Source organism: Thiothrix fructosivorans, assembly GCF_017349355.1.
In the GTDB taxonomy this organism is placed as follows: Bacteria; Pseudomonadota; Gammaproteobacteria; order Thiotrichales; family Thiotrichaceae; genus Thiothrix; species Thiothrix fructosivorans.
The window spans coordinates 640,869-656,775 of record NZ_JAFMPM010000008.1; the positions used below are offsets into that span (position 1 = coordinate 640,869).

Sequence of the window (15,907 nt, forward strand, 5' to 3'; positions counted from 1 at the left end):
CGCCAGTTTTTTCTTAAAAATAATCTTAGTCTATGATGGAGGCTTGCATGTATTTGCCAAAAAATTCTATTGCTCGGGGGGCAATGGCATTACTGGTGTTGAGTTTGGGGGCGTGTAGCTCAGTACCAGAAAAAAAGGACACGGCGGATAGCAGTGCTCAGCAAGTGACCAAATCGGCGCAAGCTGCATCCAAATCCGATCAGGCACAAGCGGTCAGTTACGGCGGAAAAGGTGTTGGCAATTACTCGGCGGGGGCGTTGAGTGGTGATTTCGCGGGCGATCAGCGTTTGGTGAATTTCATCGAAAATTTGGTGCAAACGCAGGGGTTTGACCGCCAGTATTTATACGGCGTATTTTCTCAAGTGCGTAACCGCGATGACGTGTCGCGCTTGTGGGCAAGTAGCAGCAACGATCCGGGTAGCCCAAAAGGGTGGAACGCTTACCGTGATCGCTTCGTGACTGCCGCGAATATTCAACGTGGCACTGAATTCTGGCAGCAAAACGCACCTTACTTGCAACGGGCGCAACAGCAATACGGTGTTCCCGCCGAGTACATCGTTGGCATTATGGGCATCGAAACCCGTTGGGGGCGTATTCTCGGTAAGCACAAAGTCATCGACGCACTAACTACCTCGGCGATTACGAATGAGCGCCGTAGCCAGTTTTTCTTCGATGAGCTGAAAAATTACATGCTGATGACGCGCAGCGAACGTATGGATCCGCTCGCACCCAAAGGTTCATTCGCAGGGGCAATGGGTTACGGTCAATTCATGCCGAGCAGTTTCCACGGCTACGCGGTTGACTTTAATGGCGATGGGGTACGTGATTTGTGGAACCCACAAGATGCGATTGGCAGCATCGCCAATTACTTCGCCAAAAGTGGCTGGCAGCCGGGTGGTGAAGTGGCTGTGCCTGCGGAAGTCACCTCCAACACTTATGCGAGTGTGCCGGATGGCTACAAGGTTAAATACTCCATGGCTGAGCTGAACCGCATGGGCGTTGCGCCTAAATACGGTAATGGTTCCGCAGGCTCAGTGCATTTGTTGGCGTTGAGCACAGTACCGAATGGTTATAAAGAGCCTTGGGTGGGTTACAAAAACTTCTACGTGATTACGCGTTACAATCACAGTAACTACTATGCCATGACGGTGCATCTGCTGGCGCAGGCGGTACGTGAGCGTGTTGGTAAGTAAGTTTTAGGCGTGTAAACAGAGGGGCGAAAGATGTTTCGCTCTTCTGTTTGGTGTTACATCCAGCCCTTACGCTTGAAATACCAGTAAGGCGTTATCCCCGCCAGAATCATCAAACCCACTGCCATCGGGTAACCAAATACCCAATCCAATTCCGGCATCACCCGGAAATTCATCCCGTACAAACTCGCTACCAAGGTAGGTGGCAGGAATACCACGGCGGCAATTGAGAACATTTTGATGATCTTGTTTTGTTCGATATTAATGAAGCCCTGCGTGGTTCCCATCAGGAAGTTGATTTTATCGAACAGGAATGTGGTGTGTGACATCAGCGTGTCAATGTCGCGGATGACTTCGGGGATGATTTCCTGCCCCGCCTGCGTATCGCGCAATTGGCGTTGCAGGAAAGAAATCGAACGTTGCGTATCCATCAAACACAAGCGCACTTTGCCATTGCTGTCCTCTAAGGCAGCCAGATCGTCGATGGCACTTTCTAAATCGGTGGCGGTTTCCTCCAGCACTTTGTGGCTGATGATTTCCAATTCGTGGTGCAAGTCTTCGATGGTATCGGCGAGGTTTTCGACTTTTTGTTCAAAGATCGTCAGGAGCAAATGCCGTGGGGTGCGTACTTCCACTTGCCCCCGTCGCGCCCGCATTCGGAGCAAGCGGAAGTCGGCAAGTTCTTGTTCGCGCACTGTGATTAGGCGTTCGGGCTGAAGAATGAAGGCAACGGTGGTGGTTTCCATGCGCCCTTCGCTTTGTGTCACGAACAGGGAATGCACATGAATGCCGCTGCTATCCGTGAAATAACGTGCCGACGATTCGATTTCCTCAACATCGTCAGATTCGGGGAGTTCGGTGTGTAGGAGGATTTCGAGGCGGTCACGCTCTTCATCCGAGGTATCTTGCGCGTCAATCCAGCCAGTATGGGCAATCGCATAATCCAGCAGCTTATCGCCGAGTTTGTGTTCGACCAGCCTGCCATCCGTAAAGTCGAAAAATCGTAACATTGCCTGTCTCCGGTTGATGAAGCCGTCAAATCCTGCTCCTGCAAGGCGCGGCTATTGTAGCAGCCTTCGGTGAGGATGCCAGTGACAGGTGACAAAAAGGATTTTGGCAAACAGGATTCTGGACAAACCCCGTGCTGTAGTATAAACCTACGCCTTTTTTACCATCCACCCGACTGTTCATCGGGTACACAGGAGTCCTCATGTCCACTCGCCCCAGCAAAGACCTTGAAACCTTTCCCAACCCTAATCCACAACGCGATTACACCATCCGCATTGATCTGCCGGAATTCACCTGTATTTGCCCGAAAACAGGTCAACCGGATTTTGCGCAATTCAAGATTGAATACGTAGCGGATGCGCAATGCGTCGAGCTGAAATCCCTCAAGCTCTACATGTGGAGCTACCGTGAAGAGGGCGCATTCCACGAAGCCGTTACCAACAAAATTCTGGAAGATTTGGTTGCCGCCACCGACCCACGTTTCATACGTTTGACCGGCGTGTGGAATGTACGTGGCGGGGTTTACACCACCGTGATCGTCGAACACCGCAAAGCGGGTTGGCAGCCAGCTCCCAAGGTTGAACTGCCTTAGTGGGTTGGAAAAACAGGTGGTGCGCGGTATGATGCGCACTGTTTAAACACCAATAAATACAGGGCAGATACACAATGAAACGTCTTTTTACCATTCTTTTTGCAACAATGTTGAGTTTTGCGGCTACGGTTGGCGTTAACGCTGCCGAGCAAGCTACTTCTGGAGATAACATGTCTACTATTCTGATCGAAACCACCAAAGGCAATATCAAGGTCGAATTGGATGCGAAAGCTGCACCCAAGACCGTTGAAAATGTGCTGGCTTACGTCAACGAAGGGTTCTACAACGGCACGATTTTCCATCGCGTCATTCCCGGCTTCATGGTGCAAGGCGGTGGTTTTTCTGAAACGATGAAAGAAAAAGCCGACAAGCGTGCGCCTGTGAAAAACGAAGCGAACAACGGTCTGAAAAACGAACGTGGTACGTTAGCAATGGCACGTACTAGCGACCCACATTCCGCGTCTTCACAATTCTTCATCAATGTCAGCAACAATGACTTCCTGAACTTCCGCTCAGAAACCTCACAAGGTTGGGGTTACGCGGTCTTCGGTAAAGTGGTTGAAGGCATGGATGTAGTGGATGAAATTGTTAAAGTGAAAACGGGTCAGTTTGGCCCACACGGCGATGTACCTGTGCAACCGATCATTATGAACAAAGTTTCTGTGGTCGAATAAAGTGCATAGCAAGGGAGGAGTTTATCCTCCCTTGTGTTTTTTGATGTTCTCTATCCGCAAAATCTGAGCAGCTCCATAAAAGTTATCTAAACTTGTGGGATGCTAAGAAAATACCTGAAAATTTTACTCCTTCTGGTCGCATTGCTGTTTTTACTGCAAAGCAGCTTATACCTTTATCGTGTTTGGCAAGGCAGCCCCGCCTTACCGAAGACGACTGTTACGTCACCCCCCGCTGCACCCGTCGTGCTCCCAGTGATTCGACAAGCTGCTTCTCTCGGCATTAATACCAATGAAATTGGTTACACCGATGCCAGCATTCCGTTTGTCGATTTATTCCGTTCTGCCAATCCGTTTCAGGAAAATGTGCTGCACCTGAAGGCGGAAGCCGTTACTTATGACGCAAATGGTTGGCCGACTAATCTGAATGGCGGCGAAGTGGGCACGCGCTTTTTGGGTGAATTACCAGCGGATGCTATTCCGGCAGGTGAATACACCGTGCTGTATGAAGGCGATGGCGACATTCGCTACGGCAACGATGCCAAGCTCGTTACCCATACTGCTGGGCGCGATCTCATTACGTTAGATGCTGGCAGCAATGCTCGCTTGGATGCCAGCCTCATGGTTACGCGCAGCAATCCAGCTGATTACCTGCGCAATATTCGCATTCTGCCTGCGGGGGGCATTTGCCAGCATAACCCCCTTAAACGCGTTACAGATGCCAATGCGTGTGGCGGTGAGGCGGGGATGTACCTCGCTTTTGTGGATCATTACGCCAGTATCGTCTTTAACCCTGCTTATCTGGATTTTATGAAGGATTTCAAAGCGATTCGTTTCATGCCGATGTCGGGTATTACGCGTAATCCAGCCGCGCATTGGCAAGCGCGTCCGCGTTTGGAAGAGGCGACGTGGGGCGGCACGTATGGCGCACGCGGTACGCCGCTGGAAATCATGGTGGAATTGGCGAATCGCTTGCACAAGGATGCGTGGTTCAATATGCCCCATGCGGCGGATGATGAATACGTGCGCGAATACGCCGCTTATGTGCGTGATCATCTCAATCCTGAGCTGAAAATCTACCTCGAATATTCCAATGAAATTTGGAATACTAACTTCAATCATGGCGAATATACCCAGAAAAAAGGCATTGAACTGGGGCTGGGGCTAAATGCGGCAGAAGTCGGGTATGAGTATTACACCATTCGCGCCCGTGAAATATTTGCGGCGTGGGAACAGGTGTTTGGCGGGCGGGAACGTTTTATACGGGTGCTCGGCGGCTGGGATACGCGCCCCGATTTTGCCGAAAAAGTGCTGAGTTATAACGATACCTACAAAGACGTAGATGCGTTGGCGATTGCGCCGTATTTTGGCGGCAATATCAAAGGCTACCGTGAAGCGACGACGGTGGATGAGATTTTTGCGTTAACCACCGCGCCAGATTCTTACCGTTCCTTGCCCGAAGTGCTGGAAAAAGTGCAGAAGCACGCCCAACTCGCCGAACAGTTCGGTGTGGATTTGCTCGCTTACGAAGGCGGACAAGGTTTGGTGGATTGGGCAACGCGTAAACCTGAGCAACACCCCAACCCCTTATTTTTTGCAGCAAATCGTGACCCGCGTATGGGGGAGCTTTACCAAGCGTTTCTTGCGGGGTGGCAGCAGGCGGGCGGTAAACTGATGATGCTGTTTGCGGCGCCGCGTGTGTGCCAGTGGTACGGTTGTTGGGGATTGAAAGAACATATTAATCAGCCGCGTGAACAAGCGCCGAAATACGCCGCTGTGCTGGACTTTATGGCAACACATCCGCCGGTGGAACAGATGCCTACGCCTGCGAAACCCGCGCAGAATCCGCTGGCAACCGCGCCGCGTGACTCGAATGAACCGGCGATTGTGTGGCGCCCCGCCCCTGATCCCGACCGCGTATTTTTTATCGAAAACCCGATTACCTTGGATTTATTGTTGGAAGGTACGTCATGGGATAAGCGTAACCTGTTCGGTAAGTGGCAAGGCAAGTGGGATAAGGATTTTCTGTTTTTAAGCGTGCGCGTTTACGACAGCAAACGCGTCGCGGATTCGGAGAACCCTGCGGACGATGATTCGATTGGGTTTTTTATTGATACCGACAATAGCCGTAACGGTACGTTGGATGGCAAAACCGACTTCCACCTGCTGTTTGGGTGTGGTGCCGATCAAGTCGTGTTGGGTGATAATTCCGCGCCACTGTCTACCACTGCTTTGCGCAGTATCCGCTTTGATACGCGTGCGCTATACGACGGTTATGTGTTGGAAGCGTGGATTCCGTGGGCGGCGTTGGGGATAAATCCCGCCATCAAGGATCGGGTTAGCGTCAATGTCGAAATCAACGATGACGATGATGGCGGGGCGCGTGACGGTAAAATTGCGTGGATGGCGCAAGACAAACAGGCATTAACCGATCCCAAACAGTGGGGCGTGGTGTTATTTAGTGGGCGCTGAGGCATTGATCAGGCGCGGTTTGCCTTTTGGCGTGGGTGTGGTGATGAGGAGATTTTTGGCTTTTTCTTGACGCAACCGTAATACATAGCCACCTAATGCTCCACCTGCGGTGGTTAGCATTAATAACCCTAGCGTGATGAATTGCGTCAGTAGCAGCAAGCCGCCGATGCCTGCCGCCCCCGCAAAGGCTATGCCGACCTTGATATTGGCTTCGGTGGAAGAACGGCGTACTTCTTGGATCGTTTCCTGATGCGCTTGTTTGATCACCTTGGTTTTGGCACGCTCGGCATTGATGCGCAGGGCTTCGCGCTCTTTGGCGTGGCATTCTTGCAGGCGACTGAGTTCATCTTTGTTGTGGTGTGCCGCCATTGAATTGAACCACGCGGCAGTGAGTACGCCCGCAATGCCGACGGGGATCAACAGCCGCAACCAGCCCAAGCCGCTCAATTCGGCGGGCGCAATCAATACTAATACCACGGTTATGACTTGTAGCAATAAAATGCCGGGTAGAAATTTCAGCACTGTGAGTGTCCTTTTCTTCTGTCAGGTTCGGATTCGGGGATTATAATGCGTATTGGATTCAATAGGACATTACCATGCTGCCGAAAGACCTTGTGGATGAACTCATGCACTTCCGCGCCGAACGCGATTGGGCGCAGTTCCACACCCCGCGCAACCTTGCGATTTCGCTTTCGTTGGAGGCGGGCGAAGTGCTGGAATTGTTTCAGTGGGAAGACCGGCGGGGTGCGGCGTTGGATAAAATCATGCCGCAATTGCGTGATGAAGTGGCAGATGTGGCAACCTACCTGACGTATTTGTGTGCGGATTTGGGGATTGATTTGGAAGCGGCGGTGCGTGCGAAGATGGTGCAGAATCGCCGTAAATATCCGGTGGCATTGTCGAAAGGTTCGGCGAAGAAATATGGCTCTTTGGGAATTCCCGTGGAAGCCACAACATGTAGTATCATGAGGAAAACCGAGCACCCCTAGCGAGGATCCCCCATGAACAGTAGCCTGCAAATCCCGCTTGATCTCCCCAACGTCCGTTTACAGTCGAGTTCCCATGACGCACAGGGCAATTTCATTCTGGAAGTGGAAAGTAGCCTTTCATTCACGAAGTGTCGTTGCTGTGGGCACAAGATTACCGAATTCCATGGCTACGACCGACCGATCCGTTTGCGCCATTTGCCGATTCTGGGGCGTGATGTCTGGATTGAAATCCGCCCCAAACGTTACCGCTGCCGCCATTGCGAAGGTGACCCGACCACTACCCAGACGCTGGAATGGTATGACCCACGCAGCCCGCATACCCGTGCTTTTGAGGACTGGCTGTTGAAGATGTTGGGCAATTCCACCGTCATGGATGTCAGCCGCCGCTGTGGTGTCAGCTATGGTGAGGTGGAAGGGGTGCTGAAACGTCGTGTCAGCACCCAAGTGGATTGGTCTGGTTTTAAGCAATTACGCACCTTGGGCATTGATGAAATCGCCCTGAAAAAAGGCCATAAGCACTATGCCGCGATTATCAGCTCACTGGATGATCATGACCGTCCGCAGGTGTTGGCTGTGTTGCCTGACCGTCTCAAAGAAACGGTAGCTGCCTTCCTGCGCAGCATTCCTGAACACCTGCAAACCACCGTGTGCGGGGCATGTTGTGACATGAACGAGGGTTTTGCCAATGCCGTCCGGGAAACCTTGCCCAAGGTCGCTATCGTGGTAGACCGTTTCCATGTCGCACAATACTACAACCGGGAGGTGGACAATTTCCGTAAGCAGACCTTGCAGGAACTCAAACAAACACTTTCGGCAGATACCTACGCTACCTGTAAGGGGACACTCTGGCTGTTCCGTCACCACTACTGGTCATTGACCGCAGAACAGCGTGGGCAACTGGAAGAATTTCTGCTACTCGCCCCTGAGTTGAAAGATGCTTGGCTACTGCGTCATGAACTGAACCTGCTATTTGAACAGGAACAAACCAAGGCACAAGCCCAACAACAACTACAAGACTGGAAGGCCAAGGTTAAAGCATCAGGGCTGGCCTGTTTTGACAAATTCCTCAACTTGCTGGAAACATGGCAGGATGGCATCACCAACTACTTTGAAGATCGCAACACCTCCGGTTTTGTCGAAGGCATGAACAACAAGCTGAAAGTCATCAAGCGCCGCTGCTATGGGTTGTTGGATGTGAAGCGTTTCTTCCAACACATTCAGGTGGATCTGGCATTTTCAAGGAAGCAACCAGCATGAGGCTAACACTACATCTGGTGGCTTCCACGGGAATTCCCAAAGAGCCAGAAATATACCGAATTGCAAGCGGAGGGTGGCGAATGATTACCGAATTGCGTTTGGAAAACTGGAAGAGCTTTGGTGAGGCTACGCTGTATATTGACCCGCTCTCCATACTGATTGGCACGAATGCTAGTGGCAAGTCGAACGTGCTGGATGCACTTCAATTTTTGCAGAATATTGCTTCTGGTATGAATGCTAAAAATTCTCTAGAAACTATTAGAGGAGGATTGGAATGGGCGACTAGAAGACCTAATAGGAGTTTTAGGCTTGATGTTGTCATTTTAGAGAGTAATATTCGATATGATTATTGTGTGCAGTATTCAGTCGATGATTTATTGTTGCGCAATGTTTTTCCCGTGAAAATAAGAGAAGATGAGCTGGATGATGCAACTCAGAAAATATGTAAAAATTTGAGGGGTATTTTTGTTTTAGAACCCAATCCTAGTGAAATAACTGGGTATTCCTTGCTTTCTGATAAGTTGAATAACGACGCTAGTAATATAGCTGGTGTATTAGCGGCACTGCCAATAGAACGACAAAAAGAAATCGAAGATACGCTGACGCAATACGCTAGTCGTTTACCTGAGCGTGACATTCACCGCGTCTACGCCGAAAAAGTCGGGAAACTGGGTAAAGATGCAATGCTTTACTGTGATGAGAAATGGGGAGAATCTGGCGAGGTATTTACTGTTGATGCTCGCGCCATGTCTGATGGCACACTACGTTTTCTTGCCATCCTTACCGCTTTGCTGACCTTGCCGGAAGGCAGTTTGTTGGCAATCGACGAAGTGGATAACGGTTTCCATCCTTCCCGCGCCCATTTATTACTGGAAGCCCTGCAAACCATCGGCAAGCAGCGCAATATTGATGTATTAGTCGCCACGCACAACCCCGCATTACTAGACGCATTGGGAACAGAATTTGTGCCATTCGTCACCGTTGCCCACCGCGATAGCATCACGGGCGAGAGCAAACTGACGTTATTGGAAGACATCGAACAACTCCCCAAACTGTTGGCGCAAGGCACTGTCGGCAAACTTTCCACCCAAGGCTTGATTGAAAAGTCGCTGAACATGAAGCCACTAAATCAAACCGTGAAGGCTGAATTGTATGTACATTGAAAAAATCAAAATCGACAAATTTCGTGTCTTGGAAGACATCGAAATTCACTTTCAGCCGCCGGGTGGTGCAACTGCTGATCCTGAAACAGGCAATGTGGTTAATGTGATTGCAGGCGTGAATGGCACGGGTAAAACTACCATTCTTAATTTTATTCATGATTGCTTGTTTAATCCCTATGAATTTACAGCAATTAAAAAATATGGAGATGCTTTTCTTGGAGATATAGTTCTTGAAAATGATAAGATTGATTATCATTGGAGAGTTAACTCGAATTATAGAGATCAGATGCGACAATATGAAGGGATGAGTGATGTATCTAGTCATTCAAGACTGATCTATTTACCTGCTCAACTTTTTTTTAATTATCAAGGTGTTTCTTTTGATTCTGCTGAATATAAATACATTAATGTAATTAATACAAATAATATATTGGGTAATGCGGAAACTTATATTAAAGAATTCGTGTTTGCCAAAGAAAGGTCAAGCATGTTGTCAGATCCAAAAAAGAGAGCTAGTTTTGCTGTTGAGGAATTTAACAGCAAGTTCTTGAATATGCACATTCTCACTCGCTTACTTGATCTTGATGCTGCAAGATTAAATCGCCCTGTTTTTGAAAATTCTAAAGGAGATAAAGTTACAATTGATCAATTAAGTGATGGTGAGAAACAATTATATGGGCGTGTAATTGCATTAATGATATTAAATCCAAGTAATTCAATAATTTTGATTGATGAGCCTGAAATTGCATTGCATCCTGCATGGCAACAAAAAATTATGCAAATTTACAGCCGAATTGGAAAAAATAACCAGTTCATCGTGGCTACGCATTCCCCGCAAATCATTGCTAGTGTTCCCTATAAAAATCGTATTTTGTTACGCAAAGAAAATGGAAAAATCCAACCTGTTCATATGAATCAACCACCCTCTGGTGTCGATGTGAACTCTATTCTTTCTGAAATCATGGGTGCTGACCCACGTCCACCCGAATTATTGAAGCTGTATGCACAATATCGCAAACTTGTCGAAGAAAAGAAAGAAAATACACCAGAAGCATTGGCAGTGAAAGCTCAGTTATCCGAAGAGAGTGATCACTCCCGCTTCATGCAGGAAATGGCTTTTCTTATTGAGCTACGGGATGCCATCTGATGCGTCATGTGAAAAAAGGTAATAGTCCTGATTTTTTTGAAGCCTGTAAGACCAATTTGCCAGAAAATGCGGAATGGCATGAGTTCTCTGAGAATCAAGAGCTTAGTGAATGCAAAAAAGTGTTGCATCAACACTTGATAGCTGAACAGGCAGAGTTATGTATTTATTGTGAGCGCAAGATAGGCAAAGACATTTCTCATGTTGAGCATATTCACCCCAAAGATGTAAGCGGTGAGTTTGCGCATCTTACTTTTGCTTATACAAACTTAGTTGTTTCTTGTAACGGTGACTTATGTGAAACTGACAACAAAAAGATTTACAAGCCAGAGGATGTACATTCTTGTGGGCACAAAAAAGCCAATTATTTCAATGCGACACAGTTCCTGAATCCCGTACAGGATGAAAATGTTGGTGAGTACTTTGAATATAATAAAGATACTGGTGTGATGTCTGCTGCTAATGAAGATGCGAAAGCCGATTACACCATAAATTTACTCAATCTTAATTGCATCCGTTTACAAAATGATCGTGTTAACGCGGTGCAAGCTGTTTTTGATGTAATTCTTAAAACCAATAACCCTATGTTCCGGCAATTGAGTAAGCAGGAAATGGTGCGCATCTTATTGAAGCGTAATCCTCCTTTTCCGTTTATCTCCTTTCTGCGTTTCTACTTTGCTGCACATCAAGCGAGTACACCATGACCCCATTCGTCCACCTCCGCCTCCACACCGAATACTCGCTGGTCGACAGCACCATCCGCATCAAACCGCTGATGAAAGTCGCCGCGAGCAAAGACTTACCCGCCCTCGCCATTACCGACCAAAACAATTTCTTCGGCTTGGTAAAATTTTACAAAGCTGCGATGGGCGCAGGCATCAAACCCATCTTCGGTCTCGACCTGTTGCTAGCCGACGAACAAGGCACGGATACCTTATTCCACGCCATCCTGCTGTGCCAAAACAACATCGGCTACCGCAATCTCACCAAACTCGTGTCCCGCGCTTACCAACAAGGGCAAGTACTGGGTTTGCCGCGTGTGCAACGCGAGTGGATCAAAGAGTTCAGCGACGGCGTGATCATGCTCTCCGGCGGACGCGATGGTGATGTCGGGCAAGCCTTGCTCTCCGGCAACCAAGAACTCGCCGACAAGCGTCTGCAAGAATGGCTGGAAACTTTCCCCGATCGCTACTATTTAGAGCTGCAACGCACCGGGCGCGATGGCGAAGAAGACTACATCCACGCCGCCATCGACCTCGCCCTTGCGCACGACATCCCCGTAGTCGCCACCAACGACGTGCGTTTCACCGCCGAATCCGATTTTGCTTCCCACGAAGCGCGAGTGTGCATCCGTGACGGCTATGTGCTGGCAGACCCGAAACGCCCGAAACGCTACAGCCCGCAGCAATATTTACGCACGGGCGACGAAATGGCGGAACTGTTCGCCGACATTCCCAGTGCCATCAGCAACACGGTCGAAATCGCCAAACGCTGCAACGTGTCGCTGACTTTGGGCAAAAACTACCTGCCACAATTCCCGATTCCCGCAGGGCTTACCGAAGCCGAATACTTCTGCCAAGTCAGCGAAAAAGGGCTGGAAGAGCGTCTCGATTTCCTTTACGGCGACAAATACCCACGCGGCACGCCCGCCTTTGCCGAAAAGCGCAAGGTGTACGATGAACGCCTGAAAATCGAACTTGATGTTATCAATGAAATGGGGTTTCCCGGCTACTTCCTGATCGTTGCCGACTTCATCCAATGGGCAAAAGATAATGGTATCCCGGTAGGCCCAGGGCGGGGTTCAGGTGCGGGTTCACTGGTGGCGTATGCGCTGAAAATCACCGACCTTGACCCGCTCGCTTACGACTTGCTGTTTGAACGTTTTCTCAATCCAGAACGTGTGTCGATGCCAGACTTCGATATCGACTTCTGCATGGATGGGCGTGACAAAGTGATTGATTACGTTGCCAGAACTTACGGTCGCAATCAGGTGTCGCAAATCATTACCTACGGCTCGATGGCAGCAAAAGCGGTGGTGCGCGACGTGGGGCGGGTGTTGGGGCATCCCTACGGTTTTGTGGATCGGATTGCCAAACTGATTCCGTTCACCATCGGCATTACTCTGCAAGATGCCTTGGGGATTAGTGAGAAATCGAAAAAAGATTCTGAACTGATTTCCCCCGATTTGATTGAATTGTCCGAGCGCGACGAAGAAGTTAAATCCTTACTGGACTTGGCAATTTCACTGGAAGGTTTGTCACGTAACACCGGCAAACACGCGGGTGGGGTATTGATTTCCCCGACTGACTTGACCGATTTCACCGCGATTTGTTGCGAAGAAAACGGCGAAGGCGTGGTCTCGCAATTCGACAAAAATGACGTGGAAGACATCGGGCTGGTCAAGTTCGACTTTTTGGGTTTGCGCAACCTCACCATTATCGACTGGGCCTTGCAGACCATTAACCGTCAGCAAGCGGCGAAAGGCTTGCCGCCCGTCGACATTAACCGCATTCCGTTGGACGACAAAGCCAGCTTTGATTTGCTGAAAGCACAAAAAACCACTGCCGTGTTCCAGCTTGAATCACGCGGCATGAAAGACCTGATCCGCCGCTTGCAGCCTGATGTATTCGAGGATGTTGTGGCGTTGGTGGCACTGTTCCGCCCCGGCCCGTTGCAATCGGGCATGGTGGACGATTTCATCAACCGTAAGAAGGGGATTGCCAAGGTCGAATACCCGCACCCCAGTTTGGAGCAAATCCTCAAGCCGACTTACGGCGTGATTGTTTACCAAGAACAGGTTATGCAGATTGCGCAAGTCCTCGCTCAGTACACGCTGGGTGGTGCGGACATGCTGCGCCGTGCCATGGGTAAAAAGAAACCGGAGGAGATGGCGAAACAGCGTTCCATTTTCATGGAAGGCTCGCGTAATAATAATGTCGATGACGCACAGTCTGGCTATATCTTTGATTTGATGGAGAAATTCGCGGAATATGGCTTCAACAAATCGCATTCCGCCGCCTACGCGCTCGTCGCCTTCCAAACAGCATGGCTAAAAGCCCATCACCCCGCCGCATTCATGGCAGCGGTGATGTCGGCGGATATGGACAATACCGAAAAAGTCGTCACGTTGCTGGATGATTGCCGCCAATTGAATTTGCAGGTGTTGCCCCCCGACATTAACCGTTCCGAATACCAGTTCACGGTGGATGATCAAAACCGCATTATCTACGGTTTGGGGGCGGTCAAGGGCGCAGGTGAAGCGGCGCTGAGTGTGCTGGTCGAGATTCGCAACAAAGACGGCGCGTTCCAATCATTAACTGACTTGTGCCGCCGTTCCGGTTCACAAAAAGTGAATCGCCGTGTGTTGGAAACGCTGATTAAATCCGGCGCGTTCGACTCATTAGGCGGTACACGTCGCGCCATGCTCGAATTCTTGCCTGAAGCGATGCGGATGGCAGAGCAATACAACCGCAACCAAGGCACGGGGCAAACCGACTTATTCGGCGGCTTATTTGGCGGTGGCGTAGCGGAGTCGACTCCCGAAGCCACGCTACCTACGCGTGACGAGTTCCCCGAAAAAGAACGGTTGCAGCTCGAAAAAGAAACCTTGGGGCTGTACTTGACGGGGCATCCACTGGATGAATACAAGGAGGAGATTGCGGGGTTAGGCAGCCGCAAAAAGTTAGCCGATATTGCCGAAGACGATGGCACAAAATACCGCCGCGAAGCCGTCACGCTTGCCGGATTAGTCAGCAGTGTGCGTACCCAGCATACCGATAATGGCAAACGCGCCTTCGTGCAGCTTGACGACAATACCGCTTATTACGAAGTGATGATTTTCACCGATACCTTCACCCAATACGGCGCATTGTTGGAAAAAGAAGCCTGCGTGGTATTGGAAGGCACGCTCGACACCGATCAGCGTACTGGCAAAACCCGTTTGCGGGTGGAAAAAGTTCATGATATGAAATCAGTGCGGGAAAACTTCTTGCGTAAGTTGCTGCTGAAAGTGGATGCAACGCAAGCCGCGCAACACGCGGTATTGGCAAATTTGCAGCAATGCTTACAACCTGCCACGGCAGCAGGCACATTCCCGATTGCCATTGAATACCGCAATGCGGCGGCGCAATCGGAATTACGCCTCGCAGGCAGTTGGACGTTGCCGCTGGATGATGCCGGTTTACGTGATTTGCGGCAGATGTTGGGCAAGGAAAATGTTAGTTTGGTGTTTTAGACGCGACTAACGCACCTTCGTCATCACCACACCAATCATATTGGTGCGCGATTGCTTCAGCCGTTCATACGCGGCATGAAGTGGGCGGCGGCGTGTTTCATTACACGCTACCACCAATAACGTGGCATGGACGCGGTTGCCAATCAGCAACGCGTCCGCCATGCCCATCACGGGCGGTGAGTCAATAATGACCAGATCAAAATCGACATTGCCTTGCTCAGCATTCGTGATCAATTGGCTCAGACGTTCGCTGGAAAGCAATTCAACCGCGTGCGGCGTAATGGGGCCAGATGAAATGATGTGCAAATTCGGGATAAACGTCTTGCGGATCAAGCCATCAAGCGTGTTCTCCATCCCCGCGAGGTAATTACCCAAGCCTTTGGTATTGTCGCAGCCGAAATGTTTGTGCAAAGTAGGGCGGCGCAAGTCGGCATCAATCAGTAAGACTTTCGTGCCTGCTTGCGCATATTGTGTGGCGAGGTTGATACTGGTGCTGCTTTTTCCCTCAGAGGCATCCGTGCTGGTAATATTGATGACTTTGGGTTGGCTTTGCTGGGTCACGAGTAGTAAATTGTTGTGCAAGGCACGGAAGGCGGCGGCAACGGCTGAATCGGGGTATTTGGCACTTTGAAACGCATAGCTACCTGCCTGTTTGTTAATTACTGGCGCAATACCCAACAGTGGGATGGGTAAGACTCGCGCTAACATATCCCGCCCTTTAATGGTGGCATCGCTGCCTTCGCGGATAAACGCGGCAAGCACACCCGCGCACAACCCGAGGATAAAGCTCAGCACAAAGTTGCGTGGCAGGTTAGGTTGCAAACCTTCTAGTGTAAATAAGGTGAATAAAAAAACCGTGAGGTAGACACCCAGTAGGGTTTTTTCTCGCCGCTGGGTGATAACGCGAAATTTGTGAAGTTCTTCACGCAAGGATGTGCCACCTGTTTCAAAAGCAGGCACTTGGATAAAGCCCCGTTCGGATTTTTCTATGCTCATGATTGCCCCATTCCCCAATTTAGCCCTGAGTTAGTTAATTATACATAAGAAAATATAATTTGCATGACTCTGATACGGTTTCAATAAACATAATTCATTCCTCTCTATACAATAGATCAGTTCATTACCATTAAGTTTCCACGAAACCTTACATAGACACTCTGTCGGGCAACGCGTAAAATGCACTCCTA

13 protein-coding genes are annotated in these 15,907 nt (G+C 49.7%); 10 read left to right on the top strand and 3 right to left on the bottom strand.

The annotated features are described in order from the left end of the window. The first annotated feature begins 47 nt into the window (after positions 1-47). A complete protein-coding gene (mltB, locus tag J1836_RS17465) occupies positions 48-1,193 on the top strand; it encodes a lytic murein transglycosylase B (protein ID WP_207252392.1) in 1,146 nt (381 codons plus the stop codon). Between the two features lie 53 nt (positions 1,194-1,246). Here the strand turns inward: mltB and corA are convergent, their stop codons facing one another. After that, complete coding sequence (gene corA, locus J1836_RS17470; RefSeq protein WP_207252393.1) at positions 1,247-2,200, bottom strand: magnesium/cobalt transporter CorA; 954 nt, start codon at positions 2,198-2,200, stop codon at positions 1,247-1,249. Between the two features lie 200 nt (positions 2,201-2,400). On the opposite strand from corA, the gene queF reads away from it, so the two are divergent. The 3 genes from queF to J1836_RS17485 all read left to right on the top strand — a co-directional run bounded on the left by queF (position 2,401) and on the right by J1836_RS17485 (position 5,933). Continuing rightward, on the top strand, positions 2,401-2,790 hold the full coding sequence (gene queF / locus J1836_RS17475; protein ID WP_207252394.1) for a preQ(1) synthase: 390 nt from the start codon (positions 2,401-2,403) through the stop codon (positions 2,788-2,790). A 170-nt stretch (positions 2,791-2,960) separates the two neighbouring features. Next, a complete protein-coding gene (locus J1836_RS17480; RefSeq protein WP_242632903.1) occupies positions 2,961-3,464 on the top strand; it encodes a peptidylprolyl isomerase in 504 nt (167 codons plus the stop codon). A 99-nt stretch (positions 3,465-3,563) separates the two neighbouring features. Continuing rightward, entirely contained in the window at positions 3,564-5,933 is a 2,370-nt protein-coding gene (locus J1836_RS17485; protein ID WP_207252396.1) for a sugar-binding protein, read from the top strand. Here J1836_RS17485 and J1836_RS17490 read toward each other — a convergent pair. Next, a complete protein-coding gene (locus J1836_RS17490; protein ID WP_207252397.1) occupies positions 5,916-6,455 on the bottom strand; it encodes a hypothetical protein in 540 nt (179 codons plus the stop codon). The genes J1836_RS17485 and J1836_RS17490 overlap by 18 nt on opposite strands. A gap of 74 nt (positions 6,456-6,529) precedes the next feature. On the opposite strand from J1836_RS17490, the gene J1836_RS17495 reads away from it, so the two are divergent. The 6 genes from J1836_RS17495 (at position 6,530) to dnaE (ending at position 14,720) form a co-directional block, all read left to right on the top strand. Continuing rightward, positions 6,530-6,922: a nucleotide pyrophosphohydrolase gene (locus J1836_RS17495; protein WP_207252398.1), complete on the top strand. Its 393-nt coding sequence runs from the start codon at positions 6,530-6,532 to the stop codon at positions 6,920-6,922. A 12-nt stretch (positions 6,923-6,934) separates the two neighbouring features. After that, on the top strand, positions 6,935-8,179 hold the full coding sequence (locus J1836_RS17500) for an ISL3 family transposase (protein ID WP_207249679.1): 1,245 nt from the start codon (positions 6,935-6,937) through the stop codon (positions 8,177-8,179). A gap of 80 nt (positions 8,180-8,259) precedes the next feature. Next, positions 8,260-9,342 carry an AAA family ATPase gene (locus J1836_RS17505; RefSeq protein ID WP_207252399.1) on the top strand — a complete coding sequence of 361 codons (1,083 nt, stop codon included), beginning with the start codon at positions 8,260-8,262 and terminating at the stop codon, positions 9,340-9,342. Then, entirely contained in the window at positions 9,332-10,489 is a 1,158-nt protein-coding gene (locus J1836_RS17510; RefSeq protein WP_207252400.1) for an AAA family ATPase, read from the top strand. Before J1836_RS17505 ends, J1836_RS17510 begins: the two co-directional genes overlap by 11 nt. After that, positions 10,489-11,190 (top strand): retron system putative HNH endonuclease, encoded by a 702-nt coding sequence (locus J1836_RS17515; protein WP_207252401.1) that lies wholly within the window; start codon positions 10,489-10,491, stop codon positions 11,188-11,190. The genes J1836_RS17510 and J1836_RS17515 overlap by 1 nt, the downstream gene beginning before the upstream one ends. Beyond that, positions 11,187-14,720, top strand: coding sequence for a DNA polymerase III subunit alpha (gene dnaE, locus J1836_RS17520; protein ID WP_207252402.1), 3,534 nt, complete (start codon positions 11,187-11,189; stop codon positions 14,718-14,720). Before J1836_RS17515 ends, dnaE begins: the two co-directional genes overlap by 4 nt. A gap of 6 nt (positions 14,721-14,726) precedes the next feature. Here the strand turns inward: dnaE and J1836_RS17525 are convergent, their stop codons facing one another. Next, on the bottom strand, positions 14,727-15,716 hold the full coding sequence (locus tag J1836_RS17525; protein ID WP_207252403.1) for a polysaccharide biosynthesis tyrosine autokinase: 990 nt from the start codon (positions 15,714-15,716) through the stop codon (positions 14,727-14,729). Positions 15,717-15,907 lie beyond the last annotated feature (191 nt).